This window comes from Fusobacterium sp. (assembly GCF_032477075.1).
Taxonomy (GTDB): Bacteria; Fusobacteriota; Fusobacteriia; order Fusobacteriales; family Fusobacteriaceae; genus Fusobacterium_A.
Genome location: NZ_JAWDXO010000002.1, coordinates 55,241 through 73,533, shown reverse-complemented (window position 1 = coordinate 73,533; position 18,293 = coordinate 55,241). Strand labels below are relative to the sequence as shown.

The window sequence follows — 18,293 nt, the reverse complement described above, 5'->3', positions numbered from 1 at the left end:
CCTTGATCTATTTAGTAAAAATTTCATAAAAATCATCTTTTATTTTAATATCTTTTATCCTTATCTGAAAAATTTCTTCTCCTCTATATAGAGTTTTTTCAGGATAATAAACAATATCAAACTTTTGAATTTTAGCTTCCATTTCATTTATTTTATGACCTAGGTCGAATGCAACCATATAGTAGTTTTTTCCATTTTTTCTTATTATGCCATTAAAATGTCTTTCATCCACACCAAATTTTTTGATGCTATCAAAAGAAAGTTCTCTATCAATAAATAAAGGATGTGGATTTTCAAGTCCATATGGTGATATACTTTCCATAGTCTCAAACATATCTTCATCAATGTTTTCAATAGAATATTCTGCATCTATTTTCAAACTCTTTTTTTCTTTTTCTATTTTTATATTTTCTATGCTTGCTTCAAAAATACTTTTTACTTCTTCAAGATTCTGGGCTTTTACTATAAAACCAGCGGCGAGATCATGACCACCAAATCTGACAAGTTTTTTACCCATTTTTTGAAATATATTAAAAACACTTATTCCCTTTACACTTCTGCAAGATGCTTTTCCAATTCCATCTTTAAAAGCAACAAGTGTTACAGGAATATTATATTTTACACTTAATCTTGAAGATACAACACCAATTACTCCCGGATGCCATTTTTCAGAACTTAAAAATATACATTTAAGATTTTTTACTCCTATTTTTGCAATTTCTTGATTAGCTTCATCATATATATTCTTTTCAAGTTCTCTTCTTTTTTTATTTGATTTTTTCATTTCTTCTATTATATTATATATTTCAAAGTCATCCTCTTTTAAGAAAAAGTCAGCTCCCATTTTAGAAACACCTATTCTTCCAAGAGAATTAATTAAAGGAGATATGAAATAACTTACATCAGTTGTATTTATGGTTTTATTTTGAAATTTAAGATATTTTAAAAGATACATAAGCCCTTTCACTTTAGTTTTTTTCAAAGCTCGAAGACCTTGTTTTATTATTATTCTATTTTCATCAATCATAGGAACAACATCAGCAACAGTACCAATCATTACTATATCCATATACTGATATAGAGTTTTTATATCAATTTTTAATTTTTGGTATACACCTTGAGCTACTTTCAAAGCAACTCCAGCACCAGATAGATATTTAAATTCATAAGTATCACTTAATTTGGGATTTAAGAGAAGGAGATGATCATCTTCCTCCTCTTTTATACTTTTATGATGGTCAGTAACTATCACATCTATCCCTAAACTCTCTGCATATTTTACATCTTCTATAGAATTAACACCAGTATCAACAGTGATAATCAGCTTTCCATTTTTTGTGTTAATAAAATCAATGGTTTTTTTATCTAATCCATAACCTTCTTCCATTCGGTTAGGTATGTAATAATCTACTTCTATTCCAATATTTCTGAAGATTAGAACAAGAAATACAGCTGCTGTTATTCCATCAACATCATAGTCCCCATAAATAAAAACTTTTTCCTTTTTTTCTCTTTTTTCCAAAATTTTATCTACTACTTTTTCCATTTTTTCAAATTTGAAAGGGTCTCTAAAATCAGAAATTTTTGGGCTTATAAATTCATCTGCTTTTTCTCCATCTTCAAAGCCTCTATTGAGTAATAAGGTAGTAAGTAATTTATTTTTCTTCCATTGAGCAGCCTTAGTATCAATAAGAGTCTGAGGTAGCGAACTATATTCCCAATGCATTATACCACTACCTTTTCAAATCGTTTAAAAGTTTTGATATTTTTACTGCATGTTCAATAGAGTCATCTATTTTAACTCTTATTTCTGGAATATACCTGATTTCGATTTCTTCAGCTACTCTTTTTCTTAAAAATCCTTTAATTTGATTTAATCCTTCTAATACTTCATCAACATTTACGTTTTCCTGTCCCATTATACTGAAAAATACATCTGCAAATTTTAAGTCTTCAGTAACATGTACATTTGTAACTGATACAATACCTTTTATTTTTGGATTTTTTACTTCTTCAAGAAGAACTTGAGATATAACTCTAGTTATCTCTTTTTCTATTCCTGCTAATCTTTGTCTTTTCATTTTACACCACTCTCTTTCTATATGAACTATTGATCTAGCTATTTCAGAGTTCTTTTAATTTCTTGGATTTCAAATGCTTCAACAATATCTCCTTCTTTAATATCATTGAAATTTTCCACTCCAAGTCCACATTCTTGTCCAGCAACTACTTCTTTAACATCATCTTTATATCTTTTTAATGAAGAAAGTTTTCCTTCATACATAACTATTCCATTTCTTAATATTCTGATATTTGAGTCATTTTTGACTTTCCCATCAACAACAATACATCCAGCTATATTTCCAACTTTAGAAACTTTAAATACTTTTTTAATTTCAATTCTTCCAAGGTATATCTCTTTAAATTCAGGTTCAAGCATACCAGTTAAAGCTTTTTCTATATCTTCAGTGATATGATAGATTATATTTGAAGTTCTTATTTCTACACCATTAAGATCTGCTTCTTTTATCGCTTTTGTAGTAGGCCTTACATGAAAACCTATTATAATAGCATTTGAAACTTCAGCAAGTTTAACATCGCTTTCTGTAATAGCCCCAGAAGCAGCTTGGATGATATTAACAGCAACTTCATTAGTAGAAAGTTTCATCAATGATTCTCTTAATGCTTCTACAGAACCTCTAGAATCAGCTCTTAATACAAGATTAAGTTCTTTAAGGTTCTCATGATCAAATTGCTCTGATAATGATTCAAGTGAGATAGTTTTTTTGCTTGTTTCAGAGAGTTTTCTTTCTTTAGCAACTTCTTCAACAATTCTTTTTGCATGCTGTTCATTTTGGATAACATACATGGTATCTCCAGCTTGAGGTACTTGATTGAAACCAATAATTTCAGCTGGTTGAGAAAGGTCTACTTTTTCTACTCTTTCCCCTCTGTCATTAATTAATGCTCTAACTTTACCATAAACTTCTCCTGCAACTATAACATCACCTATTTTTAATGTTCCCTCTTGAACAAGTATATCTGCAATAGGTCCAACTTTAGGATCAAGTTTAGATTCAAGAACAACTCCTTTAGCTCTTTTTTTAGGATTAGCTTTAAGTTCAAGGATTTCAGCTGTAATAAGTATAGTATCAAGTAATGTATCCAAATTTAATTGTTTTTTAGCAGATACTTCAACAAATTCAGTATCTCCTCCCCATTCAATAGAAACAAGACCATGTTCCATAAGTTCTTGCTTTACTTTTTGAGGATTAGCTTCAGGTTTATCAATTTTATTTACAGCAACAATAATAGGAACATTAGCAGCTTTTGCATGTGATAAAGCTTCAATTGTTTGAGGCATAACTCCATCATCAGCAGCAACAACTAATATAGCAATATCAGTAACCTGTGCTCCTCTAGCTCTCATATCAGTAAAAGCTTCATGTCCAGGAGTATCAACAAAAGTGATTTTTTTACCACTTTTAACAACTTGATAAGCACCAATCTTTTGAGTAATTCCACCATCTTCTCCAGATACTACATTACTTGCTCTGATAGCATCTAACAATGAAGTTTTACCATGGTCAACATGTCCCATGATAGTAATTACAGGTGGTCTTTCAATAAGATCTTCATCTTTATCTTCAAGTTCAAGAGCAAATTTCTCTCCAAACTCTAATTCTACTTCATCTTCTTTTTCAACTAGGGCATCATAGTCTACAGCTATTTCTTCAGCCATTTCAATAGATATAGGGCTATTAATAGTGAGCATTTGTCCTTTAAGGAAAAGTTTTTTGATTATCTCAGCACTTCCTACACCAAGTCTTGATGCAAAATCCCCTAAAGTAATTTCTCCTCTTATTTTAATTATTTTTACTCCATCTTCTTCGATAGTTTCAGAACCAGTATTGTCTATTGTTTTCATAACAAAATCAGTTCGTCTTCCTTTTTTCTTTTTATTTTTTTTAGATTTTTCATCATCATTAGATTTTTCTCCAGAAGTTGGTTTTGTTCCCTTCCAGTTTTTCTTATCTTTTCCAATTTTTATTTGTTGAGATTTTTTACCATTACCCAATCCTTCTTCTTCAAATATATCTTCATCTGTTTCTACTTCTACAACCTTTTTATTCAAACTCTCTCCCTTTCCATTTGAAGTCGTTTTTTCAGGCTTCACAATTACTACTTCTTTATTATTAAGATTTTCAAAATACTTATCTATTTTTTTCACATCTTCTTCAGCTAAACCAGATAGATGAGAAGAAACTGTAATTTTAATATCATCTTTCAAAAGATTTAAAAACTCTTTATTTCCCATATCATATTTTTTAGCTAATTCATGTACTCTTACTTTCATTAATTACCTCCTAAATTAGGTTAATTTATGAGGCCACGGGCTATTTTTTTATTTTTGACACCAACAACACTTACTTCATCTTTGCCAAAAATATCTCCAAGTTGATTCTTGTTTCCAAAATAAACAAAGTTTATATTTAGTTCTTTAGCTTTAAGTAAAAGTTTTTTTTCATTTTTTTCACTTATATTTTCTGCCAGAACTAAGAAATGAGTATGTTCTATCTCATCCAAAACCATATTCATTCCAAAAGACAAAACTTGTGAATTTTTCATTGCTTTCAAAATATTCAAATAGTCCTTTTCTCCCTTTTTTAAAAGATTTAACATCTTCATCAGGTCATCTGTGTTCATTTTTATCCTCTTATGCTTAGTTAGCCTATGAAGACATTCATGAGTTTTACAGATATAGTAGCCTCTGCTTTGTTGCTTTTGTTTTTCATCAAAAACATACTTATTTTCCCCTGTTTTAACCAGCCTGAATAAGCTTTTTTTATTTTTTTTATCCTTGCAAATCAAACAAGTTCTTTCTGGAAAATCCTGATTACTCACTTTGCTCTCCTTCTAAAGAATCATCTTTAGAACTATTTTCAGTTTTTATATCAACTCTCATACCAGTTAATTTGGCAGCAAGTCTAGCATTTTGACCATTTTTACCAATAGCCAGAGATAACTGTGAATTATCAACAATAACTCTTGCTGTATTTTCATCTTCAATGACTTCAACACTTTTTACTTTTGCTGGACTTAAGACTGCTGAAACAAATTCTTCGACAGATTCTTTCCAAATAACAATATCTATCTTTTCACCATTTAGTTCATTAACTATATTTTTTATTCTAAGACCTTTCTGCCCTATACATGCTCCAACAGTGTCAATGTTAGGATCAGCAGAGTACACAGCAACTTTAGCTCTTGAACCAGCTTCTCTAGCAACTGCTTTTATTTCTATTAATCCAGATGTGATTTCTGGGATCTCAAGCTCAAACAATTTTTTTAATAATCCTTCATGTTTTCTAGAAATGACTATTTTAGGAAACTTATTAGTTTTTTCAACTTCAGCAAGGAATACTTTAAGTCTTTCTCCTACTCTGTAAGTATCAGCTGGAGACTGTTCAGTGGTTGGAAGAATAGCTTCTATTCCATCAAATTCAACAAATATATTTTTCTTTTCATCAATTCTTCTTATGATACCATTTATAATATCATTTTCTTTTCCTTTAAATCTGTCATAAATGTACTGTCTTTCAGCTTCTCTTACTTTTTGGATAACAATTTGTTTTCCATTTTGGATGGCATTTCTTCTAAATTCCTCACAATTTATTTCTATTTTTACTATATCACCAACTTTTGATCTCTTTTTGATTTCTTGAGCATCATCAAGAGAAATTTCAATAGCTGCATCATAAAGATCTTCAGTTTCTACAACAGTTTTAACTTCATAAAGCTTTACATCACCTGTTTCTCTATTGATTTCAACTTCTACATTTTCTTCTTCACCATGATTTTTTTTATAAGCTGCTAAAAGAGCTTGTTCAACAGTTAAAAGAAGATTTTCTTTACTTATTCCTTTTTCTCTTTCTAATTCATCTAGGGCTTCTAAAAAAACTTTAGCATCTTTACTTTTCATATTATTTTCATTACCTCCTGAAAATTCTATTAAAATTCTTCAAATTCATAAACAAGATTGGCTTTTCTTACTTCTGAAAAGGGAATTTTCATTATTTTTCCATTTTCTACTTCTAAATATATGATACCATCTTTAGAATCTACAATTATTCCTTCAAAGTTTTTGTTATCATCAACTTTATGTTTAAGACTTAGTTTAGATTTTTCTCCCTTGAATCTGATATAATCTTCTATTTTCTTCAGTGGTCTCTCAATTCCTGGTGAGGATACCTCTAAGAAGAATCTTTGTTCAATGAGGCTATCTATGTCTTCATCAATTTCATTGCTGATAGCTGCACAGTCTTCAAGAGTTATATCCCCCTCCAGATTTTCAACATATACTCTTACATACCAATAACCTCCGTCTTGGAGATATTCAATATCAACAAGAGATAAATTCATTTTATTTACTACTGGGGTAACAATGGCTTCAATTTTTTTCAAAATATTTTCCTTGTTATTTTTTTCCATAAAGCACCTATTCACCTCACTTTCAAGATAACTACTAAAGAGGGAGTGGACCAAAACCCACTCCCTTACACTAGCTAGTATAATTTATTTTCAAGATATTATAACACATATTCTTAAAAAAATCAAATTTAACTAATGGAAGCTTCATTGAAAAATGTAGTTATATAAAGGTTGTTGAAAATAAAAGTAAAGATATTTTTTAAATTCAATTAAAAAAGTATTTCTTTAAAAAATCTTATGTAAAATAAGTAATCAAAAAAATATTAATTAAAAATCTTATTTTAAGTGTTTTTTATTTGAAAATGAAAAAAACATATATTTTTTATAATTTTGAAATATATTTTTTACAACATAAAAAAAGAAATATAACCTAAAATCAAAATCTGTTAATTAATGGTTGAAAAAAATTAATAAATATTTAACAAAAAGGTAGAAAATAGAGAGTTCAATATATTTTATTAAAAAAATAAATTTTTATCATTCATATTATTTATAATGCTTGATTTTTTACAAAAAAGAGGTATATTATTATTAAAGTTTAAATATCATACACAGAGGAGGCTATTTTTCATGGAAAAAAATGGAAAAAAAGTTGTAATTGGAGTTATTGGATCAGACTGTCATGCAGTTGGAAACAAAATTATTCATCATGTTTTAGAGTCTAACGGATTTGAAGTAGTAAACATTGGAGTTTTATCACCACAAGCTGACTTTATCAATGCAGCTGTTGAGACTAGTGCTGATGCTATAATAGTTTCTTCTTTATATGGACATGGGGAACTAGATTGTCAAGGAATGAGAGAGAAATGTAAAGAAGCAGGGCTTAATGACATCATCCTTTATGTAGGTGGAAACATTGTTGTTGGAAAACAAGTTTGGGAAGAAGTTGAAGAAAGATTTAAAGCTATGGGATTTGATAGAGTTTACAGACCAGGAACTCCTATCGAAGATACAACAGAAGATTTAAAGAAAGATTTAGGAATTGCCTAATTTTAAAGTTTAGTTGGAATTTTTCAAAAATATTTTACAATAAAAGAGAGTGGTTGTTATGAAAGTTTATCTAGCCATAGATTTTGGTAGTACTTATACTAAACTTACTGCTATAGATATGGATAATGAGGTTATTTTAGCGACAGCAAAGGATATTACTACAGTTGAAGAAGATATCATGATTGGATTTAATAAGGCTTATGAAAAATTAAAATTTGCAATAAATGAAAAAGTTAATTTTGATTCTGTAGAGTTTGTAAGTAAAACTGCCTGTTCATCTGCTGCTGGTGGATTGAAAATGGTAGCAATAGGTCTTGTACCTGAACTTACAGCTGAAGCTGCTAAAAAAGCTGCTCTAGGAGCTGGAGCAAGAGTAATAAAAACATATGCTTATGAACTGAATCACAGAGAGCTTGAAGAAATCAAAGCTACTCCTTTGGATATAATATTATTAGCTGGTGGAACAGATGGTGGTAATAAAGACTGTATTATTCATAATGCTAAAATGATTGCAGAATACAGACTTGATGTACCAGTTGTAGTAGCAGGTAATAAAGTAGCTATTGATCAAGTGGAAGCTATTTTTAAAGAGGCTGAAATAGACTATTTTGTGACAGAAAATGTAATGCCTGTCATAAATAAACTAAATGTTGAACCTTCTCGTGAAGAAATCAGAAAAGTTTTTATGAACAGAATAGTAGAAGCTAAAGGAATGAAAAATGCAGAAGAATTTATAAAAGGTATATTGATGCCTACACCAGCAGCAGTTTTAAAAGCTGCTGAGGTACTTGCAGAAGGTACTGATGATGAAGATGGAATAGGAGATTTAATAGTGGTAGATATTGGAGGAGCTACAACTGATGTCCATTCAATAGCTAAGGGAGAACCTACAAAACCTTCTATCATGATAAAAGGTTTGGAAGAACCATTTGCTAAAAGAACTGTAGAAGGAGACCTTGGAATGAGGTATTCATCAGTGGCCCTTTTAGAAGCAGCAGGAACAAGAAAAATTAGAAATTATTTACATGATTCATTGAAACAGATTGATGTAAAAGCTGCATGTCAATATAGACATGATCATATTAAAATGGTGCCTCAGAACGAAGAAGAAATTAAATTTGATGAGGCAATGGCAATGGCAGCTACTGAAATAGCAATGACAAGGCACTGTGGAGTGTTAGAATGTGTTTATACTCCAATGGGAACTATGTTTAATCAAAGTGGAAAAGATTTGACTGATGCACCTTATGTTATTGGTACAGGTGGAGTTATCATTCATAGTTTGAATCCTCAGGGAATATTAAAAGCTGGAAATTTTAATGAACAAGATCCTGTTCATTTAAAACCTATGTCACCAAAGTTTCTCGTAGATAAAACATATATATTGTCATCAATGGGACTGTTAGCTCAGGATTATCCAAATTTAGCTGTTAGAATAATGAAAAAATATCTAGTCGAAGTATAAGAAATTATAAGGAGGAATATTTAAATATGAAACTTAGATTTAAGAAATGGACTGAAGAAGAGTTCTTCGAAGTGAGAGAAGAAGTTTTAAAAGGATGGCCTACAGGTAAAGAAGTAAATTTAGAAGAAGCTATAGCTTATCATAAAGCATTACCAGAATCAAAAAGCTTCTCTAAAAAATTAGTAGATGCTAAAAATGCAGGAATTACCCTAGCTCAACCTAGAGCAGGAGTTGCTTTAATAGAACAACATATAGAATTATTAGACTACTTAGATAAAGTTGGAGGAGCAGACTTACTTCCATCAACTATTGACTCTTATACAAGACAAAATAAATATGAAAATTGTGAAAAAGGAATAGAAGAATCTAAAAAAGCTGGAAGATCACTTCTTAATGGATTCCCAGGTGTTAACCATGGAGTTACTGGATGTAGACAAGTTGTTGAAGCTATTGATCTACCTTTGCAAATGAGACATGGAACTCCAGATGCTAGATTACTTTCTGAAATTATGATTGCAGCAGGATATACTTCTGATGAGGGTGGGGGAATCAGTTATAATGTTCCTTATGCTAAATCAGTTTCTCTAGAAAAAACATTAATTGATTGGCAATATGTTGATAGACTAGTTGGATGGTATGAAGAACATGGAGTATCAATTAATAGAGAACCATTTGGACCATTAACTGGTACATTAGTTCCACCATCAATGTCAAATGCTGTTGGAATTCTTGAAGGATTACTAGCTGCTGAACAAGGAGTAAAAAATATTACTTTAGGATATGGACAATGTGGAAACTTAATCCAAGACGTTGCTGCTATTAGAGCATTAACTGAGCAAGGAGAAGAATATTTCAAAGAGTATGGATACAATGATATTGATTTAACAACTGTATTCCATCAATGGATGGGAGGATTCCCAGAAGATGAAGCTAAAGCATTTGGAGTTATTTCTAATGGTGCTTCTGCTGCTGCTCTTGCTGGAGCTACAAAAGTTATTGTTAAAACTCCTCATGAAGCAATTGGAGTTCCTACAAAAGAAGCTAATGCAATGGGAATTAAAGCTACAAAAATGGTTCTTAATCTTCTTAAAGGACAACAATTATCAATGTCTCCAGAATTAGCAAAAGAAATTGAAGTTATTAAAGCTGAAACTAAATGTATCTTAAACAAAGTATTAGAATTAGGAGAAGGAGATTGGGCTGTTGGTGTAGTTAAAGCTTTTGAGCAAGGAGTACTAGATGTTCCATTCGCTCCATCTAAATACAATGCAGGTAAAATGATGCCAGCTAGAGACAATGTTGGTAAAGTAAGATATCTAGCTGTTGGAAATGTTCCATTAAGTAAAGAACTTGTTGACTTCAATCTAGCTCAATTAGAAGAAAGAGCTAAATTTGAAGGAAGAGCAGTTGGATTCCAAATGACTGTTGATGATATATTTGCAGTAGGAAAAGGAACACTTATTGGAAGACCAGAAACTGAGCATATGAAAAACAATTAATTTGATTATTGAACAAAAAATGTAAGAAATATATTGTAAAATTGATGTGATAAATGAAAAATAATTTAGAAAATCAATTTTTGAATATTGGTTGCAATTATGTTGGAAATAGATTATATATATAATTAAGAAGAAAGTGGGAATTGAGAAATTCCCACATAATTTAAAATCTTAGGAGGATTAATTATGAAAATTGTAGATGTAGTATGTTCTGCAGGAAAAACAGGATTCTATTTTGATGACCAAAGAGCAATAAAAGCAGGAGCTGGACATGATGGTATGTTCTATCTAGGAACTCCAGTTACACCAGGATTCAAATCAATCAGACAAGCAGGAGAAGCTATCTCTGTTTTACTAGTTCTTGAAGATGGACAAGTTGCTCATGGTGATTGTGCTGCTGTTCAATACTCAGGTGCAGGAGGAAGAGATCCTTTATTCTTAGCAAAAGATTTTATTCCAGTAATAGAAAAAGAAATTGCTCCAAAATTAATAGGGAGAGAACTTGATAACTTTAAATCTCTTGCTGAAGAATTTGATGCATTAGAAGTTAATGGAAAAAGATTACATACTGCAATAAGATATGGAATCACTCAAGCTTTACTAGATGGTGTTGCAAAAGCTAGAAAAGTAACTTTAGCTGAAGTTATTAAAGCTGACTACAATACAGGATTAGAAATCACTAAGAGACCTATATTTACTCAATCAGGAGATGACAGATATGTTGCTGCTGATAAAATGATAATCAAAGAAGCTGATGTTTTACCTCACGCTTTGATTAACAATGTAAAAGAAAAATTAGGATTACATGGAGAAATCTTACTTGATTATGTAAAATGGTTAAGAGACAGAATTATTTCTCAAAGAACTGATGCTGACTACTCTCCAATATTCCACATAGATGTTTATGGAACTATTGGTGCTGCATTTGATTGTGATACTAAAAAAATGGCTGACTATATTGCTACATTAGTAGAAGCTGCAAAACCATTTAAATTAAGAATAGAAGGACCTATGGACGTTGAAGATAGAGATAAACAAATCGAAGCTCTTGCTGCTTTAACTGCAGAAGTAGATGCTAGAGGAATCGAAGTTGAATTAGTTGCTGATGAATGGTGTAATACTTTAGAAGATATTAAATTATTTGCTGATAAAAAAGCTGGACATGTAGTTCAAATTAAAACTCCAGATCTTGGAGGAGTAAATAACATAGCTGATGCAATTCTTTACTGTAATAAAGTAGGAATCGGATCATATTGTGGAGGAACTTGTAACGAAACTAACAGATCTGCTGAAGTTACTACTAATATAGGTATGGCATGTGGAGCTCTTCAAGTTCTTGCTAAACCAGGAATGGGTGTTGACGAAGGATACATGATCGTATTTAACGAAATGTCTAGAGTTGAAGCTTTAGTAAACAGAAGAAAGAAATAGTTTTCTTTTATAAAATATAATTATAATTTATTTTGATTTTGAAAAAGGTAGTTATATGACTACCTTTTTCCTTTAATTAATCTTAATATTTAAAAAGTTTTATTTAGAATTTAATAATGAGGTGAATCAAATGACAATAAAGAAAGCTGCTAAATGTGGTACTCTAGAATCAAATGATATATTTGTGATTCTGACTCCATCTGAAAATGGAATAGAAATAGAATTAGAAAGTACTGTGGAAAAACAATTTGGAGCTCATATAAGAGAAGTTATAAAAAATAAACTTGTAGAACTTGGGATTGATAGTGTAAAAGTTCAGGCTCAAGATAAAGGAGCTCTTGATTATACTATAAAAGCAAGAATAGAAGCTGCTGTTGCTAGAGGATTATAATAATTATATTATTTTTTATATGAGAGGTGTTTATTGTGGAATTAAGAAGAACTATGTTATTTATGCCTGGGAATAATCCAGGAATGCTCCAAACAGCTGCTGTATTTGGTTCAGATGCTGTTATATTTGATTTAGAAGATGCTGTTGCATTAACAGAAAAAGATGCTGCAAGATATTTAATAAGTGAGGCTTTAAGAACAAATAAATATGATGATGTAGAAGTTGTAGTAAGGGTTAATCCTCTATCTACTCCCTATGCAGAAAAAGATATAGATGTAATAGCAAGATTAAAACCAGATGCTATACTTCTTCCAAAAGCATGCCCTGAAGATATAGTTGTATTGGATAAAAAATTGAATGAAATAGAAAAAGAAATGGGATTTGAAGCTGGAAGTATAAAAATACATCCATTAGTAGAAACTACCTATGGAGTAGAGACAGTATATGAAACTATAAAATCAAGCCCAAGAGTAATTTCAGTTTTATTAGGAGGAGAAGATCTTGCAGTTGATTTAGGAGTAAAAAGAACTAAATCATCAGATGAATTATTTTATGCGAGAACTAAAGTAGTAAATGCATGTAAAGCTTGTAAAGTAGATGCAATTGATACACCATTTACAGATACAAATGATTATGAAGGATTGATGGCTGATTCATTAAAAGCAAAAATGTTAGGATTTACAGGAAAACTTGCTATAAACCCAAGACAAATAGATACTATTCATGCAGCTTACTGTCCATCACAAGCTGAAGTCAATCATGCTTTAAGAGTAATAGCTGCTAAAGATGAAGCTGCTAAAGAAGGTCTTGGAGTATTCTCATTAGATGGAAAAATGGTTGACCTTCCAATTATAAATAGAGCTATTCATACATTGGATGTTGCAAGACTTATTGGTCTGATAGATTAATCAATAATATGTGAGGTGTTTATAGATGAAAAATATTTTAGGAAGAGAAGTTCCTGATTTTATAGAAGGATACGGAAAAATCAATCATTATAATGGATATTTAGCAAATACAACAGGAGTAGTAAAAAAGAATTATAGTTTTAAAGCTGTAAATCCTAATGATAAAAAACTTCATACTGATTTTGTAGAATTAATGGATAAACTTCCATTGAAAGATGGAATGGTAGTATCTTTTCATCATCATTTGAGAAATGGAGACTATGTATTAAACTTAGTAATGGCGGAAATAGCAAAGAGAGGTTGCAAAGATGTAACAATAGTTGCAAGTTCTATATTTCCATGTCATAAACCTTTAGTAGAAATGATAGAAAAAGGGATAGTGACACAAATATATGCTGGATATATGTCAGGACCAGTAGCTCAAGCAATATCACAAGGAAAAATGCAAAAACCAGCTGTTATGCATACACATGGTGGAAGAGCAAGAATAATGGAAACAGGAGAAGTTGAAGTAGATATAGCTTTTGTTGCTGCTCCAACATCAGATGAATATGGAAATATTAATGGAGTAGATGGAAAATCAGCATGCGGAGCTTTAGGATACGCTCATTCAGATGCTGAAAATGCCAAATTAGTTGTAGCAATCACTGATAATTTAGTTCCTTATCCAAATACAACTATAGAAATAAATCAAACTTTAATAGACTATGTACTAGTAGTAGATGCTATTGGAGATCCAAAAGGAATAGTATCTGGAACTACTCAAATTACTAAAAATCCAATTGGACTAAAAATTGCTGATCTTACAGCTAAATTTATAGAACAATCAGGATATTTAAAAGATGGAATGAGTTTTCAGACAGGTGCAGGAGGAATATCACTTGCAGTTGCAGCAGAAGTTAGAAATCTTATGAAATCAAAAAGTATAGTAGGGAGCTTTGCTGCTGGAGGAATAACAGGATACATAGTAGATATGTATAAAGATGGACTTTTTAAAGCTTTATTTGATGTGCAATGCTTTGATCTTGATGCAATTAAATCAGCAAAAGAAAATCCAAACCATATAAGAATGTCAGCAACAATGTATGCGAATACAAATAATAAAGGTTCAGTAGTAAATATGCTTGATATAGTCATATTAGGGGCAACAGAAATGGATACAAATTTCAATGTAAATGTAACTACAGGATCAGATGGTGTTATTATGGGAGGATCTGGAGGACACAGTGATACAGCTGCTGGATCAAAATTATGTATAATAGTATCACAACTTGTAAATGCAAGAATATCAGTAGTAAAAGATAGAATAACTACAGTAACAACTCCAGGAGAAACAGTAGATGTATTAGTAACAGAAAGAGGAATAGCTATCAATCCATTGAGAAAAGATTTAATAGAGAAATTTAAAAATTCTAGTCTTCCAATAAAAACAATAGAAGAATTAAAAGAAATAGCAGAAGCTATGACAGGAAAAGAAGAAGCAATAGAATTTGAGGATAAAGTAGTTGCTGTAGTACAATATAGAGATGGTTCTGTAGTAGATGTTGTAAGACAAGTAAAAAATAGCTAAATAATTATTGACATAATTAGTAAAAAAATATATAATAAAGTGTAAATGATAAATATAAAGAATACCATCAAGAGAGATTGAGGGACTGGCCCATTGAAATCTCAGCAACCTGCTTTTTAAGTGTGGTGCTAACTCCTGATAGATGGAATATTGGATTTAAAACTTAATCCCTTTCATCTGTCTGATGAAAGGGATTTTTTTATCTTAAACATTAAATTATTGATATATTTTAAGGAGGAAAAATGAAAAATTTAACTTATTTCACATCAGAATTTGTATCACCTGGTCATCCAGATAAGGTATCAGATCAAATTTCAGATGCAGTAGTAGACGCATGTCTTGCTGATGATCCGAATTCAAGAGTGGCATGTGAAGTATTTTGTACAACAGGGCAGGTTGTTGTAGGAGGAGAAATTACAACTACTACTTATATAGATATACAAGATATTGTAAGAAGTAAAATAGATGAAATTGGATATAAAGAAGGAATGGGCTTTGATTCAAATTGCGGAGTACTTAGTGCTATTCATGCTCAATCACCAGATATAGCTATGGGAGTAGATATTGGGGGAGCAGGAGATCAAGGAATAATGTTTGGAGGAGCAGTAAAAGAAACTCCAGAATTAATGCCATTGGCTCTTGTATTAGCCAGAGAAATATTGGTAAAACTTACTAAAATGACTAGAACAAAAGAGCTTCCATGGGCAAGACCAGATGCAAAATCACAAGTAACATTAGCTTACGATGAAAATGGAAAAATAGATCATGTTGATACAGTGGTAGTATCTGTACAACATAATCCAGATGTAACTCAGACTCAGATTAGAGAAGAAGTAATAGAAAAAGTTATAAAGCCAGTATTAAAATCATATGAACTTAATCCAGAAGAAGTAAAACATTTCCATATTAATCCAACAGGAAGATTTGTAATTGGAGGACCTCATGGGGATACAGGAGTAACAGGAAGAAAAATAATAGTAGATACATATGGAGGATTTTTTAGACATGGAGGAGGAGCTTTTTCAGGAAAAGATCCTTCAAAAGTGGACAGATCTGCAGCATATGCAGCAAGATGGGTAGCTAAAAATATAGTAGCAGCAAACTTAGCAGACAAATGCGAAATCCAGTTGTCATATGCAATAGGAGTAGTAGAACCAACATCAGTAAAAGTAGATACATTTGGAACAGGAAAAGTAGATGAATATGATTTAGCAGAAGCAGTAAGAAAAGTATTTGACCTGACACCAAGAGGAATAGAAAGAGCACTTGAATTAAGAAGTGGAAAATTTAAATATCAAGACTTGGCAGCATTTGGACATATTGGAAGAACAGATTTAGATCTTCCATGGGAGAAAATTGATAAAGTAGAGGAACTAAAAAAAGCTTTAAATAAATAACCAAAATATAAAAAAATGAGTCAAAGATTTGGCAGATATTATCTATGAAGCTGCTGGAAAAGTTCTTGCAAAAGATAAAGTTGAAATTATAGAAAAATTTGTTCTTAATATAAAAGAAATTGCAATTTTTACAAGTATCCATGATAGATAGTTTAAAATATAGAGATTTAACTGAAAAAATAATATTTAGTTATATCATTGGAGGAAATAAGTAGCCGAAATAGTAACAAACTTTTTATATTCATTATTTATATAGCCATAAAAGGAGATATTTAGTTATCTTCTTTTTTATTATTTTAAAGGAAAGAAATTTTAATTTTGTATAATATATAATAGTAATAATACATTAATAAAGGAGGTATTTTTATGAGAGGTAGATTAAAAGATAGAATAGATGCAGAAAATTTGGCTAAGGCTGTAGAAAGAGGAGAAGAATTTTTGGAAAAAGATAAAAAAGTAGAAATATCTTTTGATGGAACTGCAATAGTAGTTACTAAAACTATATCTTATGCTATTACTGAGGAATTTGTAGAAGAAAATGAGGAAAAATTGAAAAAGTTAAATATATTAAAATAAAATATTGTATAAAATTTAGGTGACTGAAAAATAAATTTTTTCAATCACCTAAATTTTTATAAGAAATAAGATAATAAATAATATATATTGTACACTTATGAAAAAAATATTTTAAAAAAATATTTTCAGAAAATATATGTACTACTTTAAGTTTATTATATCAATATTAGAGATTAAATACGTAAATAAAACAAAATAAAAAGAAAACACTTTACTTTTGTGCAAAAAGGGAATATAATACATCATATAAGGCTTTAAAAGCAAATATATATTATTTAAATATAGTTTGCACTGTTATAAAAAATAAAAATAAATTTTTAAAAAATATTTTATAAAAATGGAGGGAGATATTTATGCCAACAGTATTTGAAAGAGCATTAGAAATGCATGAAAAAAACAAAGGGAAGATATCAATAGTCTCAAAAGTAAAAGTAGCCAATAAAGATGATTTGAGTCTTGCTTATTCTCCAGGTGTTGCAGAACCTTGCAGAAAAATAGCAGCTAATAAAGAAGATGTATATAAATATACAGCTAAAGGAAATATGGTTGCAGTTATTACTGATGGAACAGCTGTGTTAGGACTTGGAGATATTGGACCAGAAGCAGCGCTTCCTGTAATGGAAGGAAAATGTGTATTATTCAAAGAATTTGCAGGAGTGGATGCAATTCCTATTTGCTTAGATACTAAAGATCCAGAAGAAATAATAAGAACTGTAAAATTATTGGCTCCAGGACTTGGAGGAATAAATTTAGAAGATATTTCAGCGCCTAGATGCATAGAAATAGAAACTAGACTAAAAAAAGAATTGGATATTCCTGTATTTCATGATGACCAACACGGAACAGCAATAGTAGTTGCTGCTGGACTTATTAATGCTTTTAAAGTTGTTGGTAAAAAATTCTCTGATGCTAAAGTTGTAGTAAATGGAGCAGGAGCAGCAGGAAGTTCGATAACTAAGCTTATAAGAGACCTAGGAGTAAAAGAAATATTAGTTCTTGACAAACCAGGAATTCTTAGAAGAAGTGATAAGGAATCTTATGATTTTTCTAAAAAAGAATTGGCTGAAATAACTAATCCGAATGACCTTGCTGGAGATTTAGCTTTTGCTGTACAAGGAGCGGATGTTTTTATTGGAGTATCTGTAGGAAATATTCTTACTGCTGAAATGGTAAAAACAATGAATAAAGATGCTATAATATTTGCAATGGCAAATCCTACTCCTGAAATAATGCCAGAAGATGCTTTAACGGGAGGAGCAAAAATAGTAGGGACTGGAAGATCAGATTATCCAAATCAAATAAATAATGTTCTTGTATTTCCAGGACTATTTAAAGGAGCTTTAAGAGCAAAATCTAAGAAAATAACTGAGGAAATGAAACTTGCAGCAGCAAGAGGACTAGCTTCTCTAATTAGTGATGAAGAAATGAATGAAAATTATATTATTCCAGATGCTTTTGATAGAAGAGTAGCAGATGCAGTAGCAGATGCAGTTGAAAAGGTAGCAAAAGAACAAGGAATATGCAGAGATTAACAAATAAAAAGGCAGTCTGTTTTTATAAACAGACTGCCTTAT

17 protein-coding genes and 1 riboswitch are annotated in these 18,293 nt (G+C 30.6%); of the genes, 11 read left to right on the top strand and 6 right to left on the bottom strand.

Annotated features, from left to right (window positions below; all coding sequences use genetic code 11):
- Positions 1 to 7 precede the first annotated feature (7 nt).
- Genes recJ through rimP form a run of 6 tightly spaced genes read right to left on the bottom strand, consistent with a single transcriptional unit; the run spans position 8 to position 6,492 of the window.
- Entirely contained in the window at positions 8 to 1,726 is a 1,719-nt protein-coding gene (gene recJ, locus E6771_RS01530; RefSeq protein WP_316089138.1) for a single-stranded-DNA-specific exonuclease RecJ, read from the bottom strand.
- Positions 1,727 to 1,733: 7 nt separating this feature from the next.
- The gene (rbfA, locus tag E6771_RS01525; RefSeq protein WP_316089136.1) at positions 1,734 to 2,081 is read right to left on the bottom strand and encodes a 30S ribosome-binding factor RbfA; all 348 of its coding nucleotides are present in this window, start codon (positions 2,079 to 2,081) and stop codon (positions 1,734 to 1,736) included.
- Positions 2,082 to 2,119: 38 nt separating this feature from the next.
- Entirely contained in the window at positions 2,120 to 4,357 is a 2,238-nt protein-coding gene (gene infB / locus E6771_RS01520) for a translation initiation factor IF-2 (protein WP_316089135.1), read from the bottom strand.
- A 20-nt stretch (positions 4,358 to 4,377) separates the two neighbouring features.
- Positions 4,378 to 4,905, bottom strand: a complete 528-nt coding sequence (locus E6771_RS01515) for a DUF448 domain-containing protein (protein ID WP_316089133.1) — start codon at positions 4,903 to 4,905, stop codon at positions 4,378 to 4,380.
- Positions 4,898 to 5,983, bottom strand: a complete 1,086-nt coding sequence (gene nusA, locus E6771_RS01510; RefSeq protein ID WP_316089131.1) for a transcription termination factor NusA — start codon at positions 5,981 to 5,983, stop codon at positions 4,898 to 4,900. Before nusA ends, E6771_RS01515 begins: the two co-directional genes overlap by 8 nt.
- A gap of 29 nt (positions 5,984 to 6,012) precedes the next feature.
- On the bottom strand, positions 6,013 to 6,492 hold the full coding sequence (rimP, locus tag E6771_RS01505) for a ribosome maturation factor RimP (RefSeq protein ID WP_316089129.1): 480 nt from the start codon (positions 6,490 to 6,492) through the stop codon (positions 6,013 to 6,015).
- Positions 6,493 to 7,062: 570 nt separating this feature from the next.
- On the opposite strand from rimP, the gene glmS reads away from it, so the two are divergent.
- From glmS to E6771_RS01450, 11 genes are all read left to right on the top strand, one after another.
- A complete protein-coding gene (gene glmS, locus E6771_RS01500) occupies positions 7,063 to 7,482 on the top strand; it encodes a methylaspartate mutase subunit S (RefSeq protein WP_130889717.1) in 420 nt (139 codons plus the stop codon).
- A gap of 58 nt (positions 7,483 to 7,540) precedes the next feature.
- A complete protein-coding gene (glmL, locus tag E6771_RS01495; protein ID WP_316089125.1) occupies positions 7,541 to 8,947 on the top strand; it encodes a methylaspartate mutase accessory protein GlmL in 1,407 nt (468 codons plus the stop codon).
- 26 nt (positions 8,948 to 8,973) lie between these two features.
- Complete coding sequence (locus E6771_RS01490) at positions 8,974 to 10,446, top strand: methylaspartate mutase subunit E (protein ID WP_316089123.1); 1,473 nt, start codon at positions 8,974 to 8,976, stop codon at positions 10,444 to 10,446.
- Between the two features lie 186 nt (positions 10,447 to 10,632).
- Entirely contained in the window at positions 10,633 to 11,877 is a 1,245-nt protein-coding gene (locus tag E6771_RS01485; RefSeq protein WP_096403569.1) for a methylaspartate ammonia-lyase, read from the top strand.
- Between the two features lie 130 nt (positions 11,878 to 12,007).
- Positions 12,008 to 12,268 carry a citrate lyase acyl carrier protein gene (gene citD, locus E6771_RS01480; RefSeq protein WP_316089121.1) on the top strand — a complete coding sequence of 87 codons (261 nt, stop codon included), beginning with the start codon at positions 12,008 to 12,010 and terminating at the stop codon, positions 12,266 to 12,268.
- Between the two features lie 35 nt (positions 12,269 to 12,303).
- A complete protein-coding gene (locus tag E6771_RS01475; RefSeq protein WP_316089119.1) occupies positions 12,304 to 13,176 on the top strand; it encodes an HpcH/HpaI aldolase/citrate lyase family protein in 873 nt (290 codons plus the stop codon).
- Positions 13,177 to 13,201: 25 nt separating this feature from the next.
- Positions 13,202 to 14,746 carry a citrate lyase subunit alpha gene (gene citF / locus E6771_RS01470; RefSeq protein WP_316089118.1) on the top strand — a complete coding sequence of 515 codons (1,545 nt, stop codon included), beginning with the start codon at positions 13,202 to 13,204 and terminating at the stop codon, positions 14,744 to 14,746.
- A 61-nt stretch (positions 14,747 to 14,807) separates the two neighbouring features.
- A riboswitch (SAM riboswitch) is annotated at positions 14,808 to 14,895 on the top strand.
- Between the two features lie 93 nt (positions 14,896 to 14,988).
- Positions 14,989 to 16,143 carry a methionine adenosyltransferase gene (metK, locus tag E6771_RS01465; RefSeq protein WP_316089117.1) on the top strand — a complete coding sequence of 385 codons (1,155 nt, stop codon included), beginning with the start codon at positions 14,989 to 14,991 and terminating at the stop codon, positions 16,141 to 16,143.
- Positions 16,144 to 16,171: 28 nt separating this feature from the next.
- Positions 16,172 to 16,294, top strand: a complete 123-nt coding sequence (locus tag E6771_RS01460; protein ID WP_316089116.1) for a hypothetical protein — start codon at positions 16,172 to 16,174, stop codon at positions 16,292 to 16,294.
- A gap of 215 nt (positions 16,295 to 16,509) precedes the next feature.
- Positions 16,510 to 16,719: a hypothetical protein gene (locus E6771_RS01455; RefSeq protein ID WP_316089114.1), complete on the top strand. Its 210-nt coding sequence runs from the start codon at positions 16,510 to 16,512 to the stop codon at positions 16,717 to 16,719.
- 353 nt (positions 16,720 to 17,072) lie between these two features.
- Entirely contained in the window at positions 17,073 to 18,251 is a 1,179-nt protein-coding gene (locus E6771_RS01450; RefSeq protein WP_316089113.1) for an NADP-dependent malic enzyme, read from the top strand.
- The last annotated feature ends 42 nt before the right edge of the window (positions 18,252 to 18,293 follow it).

Excerpts from the sequence above, each read along its gene's own strand:
- recJ (WP_316089138.1), bottom strand. The coding sequence starts at position 1,726 with ATGCATTGGGAATATAGTTCGCTACCTCAGACTCTTATTGATACTAAG.
- rbfA (WP_316089136.1), bottom strand. The coding sequence starts at position 2,081 with ATGAAAAGACAAAGATTAGCAGGAATAGAAAAAGAGATAACTAGAGTT.
- infB (WP_316089135.1), bottom strand. The coding sequence starts at position 4,357 with ATGAAAGTAAGAGTACATGAATTAGCTAAAAAATATGATATGGGAAAT.
- nusA (WP_316089131.1), bottom strand. The coding sequence starts at position 5,983 with ATGAAAAGTAAAGATGCTAAAGTTTTTTTAGAAGCCCTAGATGAATTA.
- rimP (WP_316089129.1), bottom strand. The coding sequence starts at position 6,492 with ATGGAAAAAAATAACAAGGAAAATATTTTGAAAAAAATTGAAGCCATT.
- glmS (WP_130889717.1), top strand. The coding sequence starts at position 7,063 with ATGGAAAAAAATGGAAAAAAAGTTGTAATTGGAGTTATTGGATCAGAC.
- glmL (WP_316089125.1), top strand. The coding sequence starts at position 7,541 with ATGAAAGTTTATCTAGCCATAGATTTTGGTAGTACTTATACTAAACTT.
- E6771_RS01490 (WP_316089123.1), top strand. The coding sequence starts at position 8,974 with ATGAAACTTAGATTTAAGAAATGGACTGAAGAAGAGTTCTTCGAAGTG.
- E6771_RS01485 (WP_096403569.1), top strand. The coding sequence starts at position 10,633 with ATGAAAATTGTAGATGTAGTATGTTCTGCAGGAAAAACAGGATTCTAT.
- citD (WP_316089121.1), top strand. The coding sequence starts at position 12,008 with ATGACAATAAAGAAAGCTGCTAAATGTGGTACTCTAGAATCAAATGAT.
- citF (WP_316089118.1), top strand. The coding sequence starts at position 13,202 with ATGAAAAATATTTTAGGAAGAGAAGTTCCTGATTTTATAGAAGGATAC.
- metK (WP_316089117.1), top strand. The coding sequence starts at position 14,989 with ATGAAAAATTTAACTTATTTCACATCAGAATTTGTATCACCTGGTCAT.
- E6771_RS01455 (WP_316089114.1), top strand. The coding sequence starts at position 16,510 with ATGAGAGGTAGATTAAAAGATAGAATAGATGCAGAAAATTTGGCTAAG.
- E6771_RS01450 (WP_316089113.1), top strand. The coding sequence starts at position 17,073 with ATGCCAACAGTATTTGAAAGAGCATTAGAAATGCATGAAAAAAACAAA.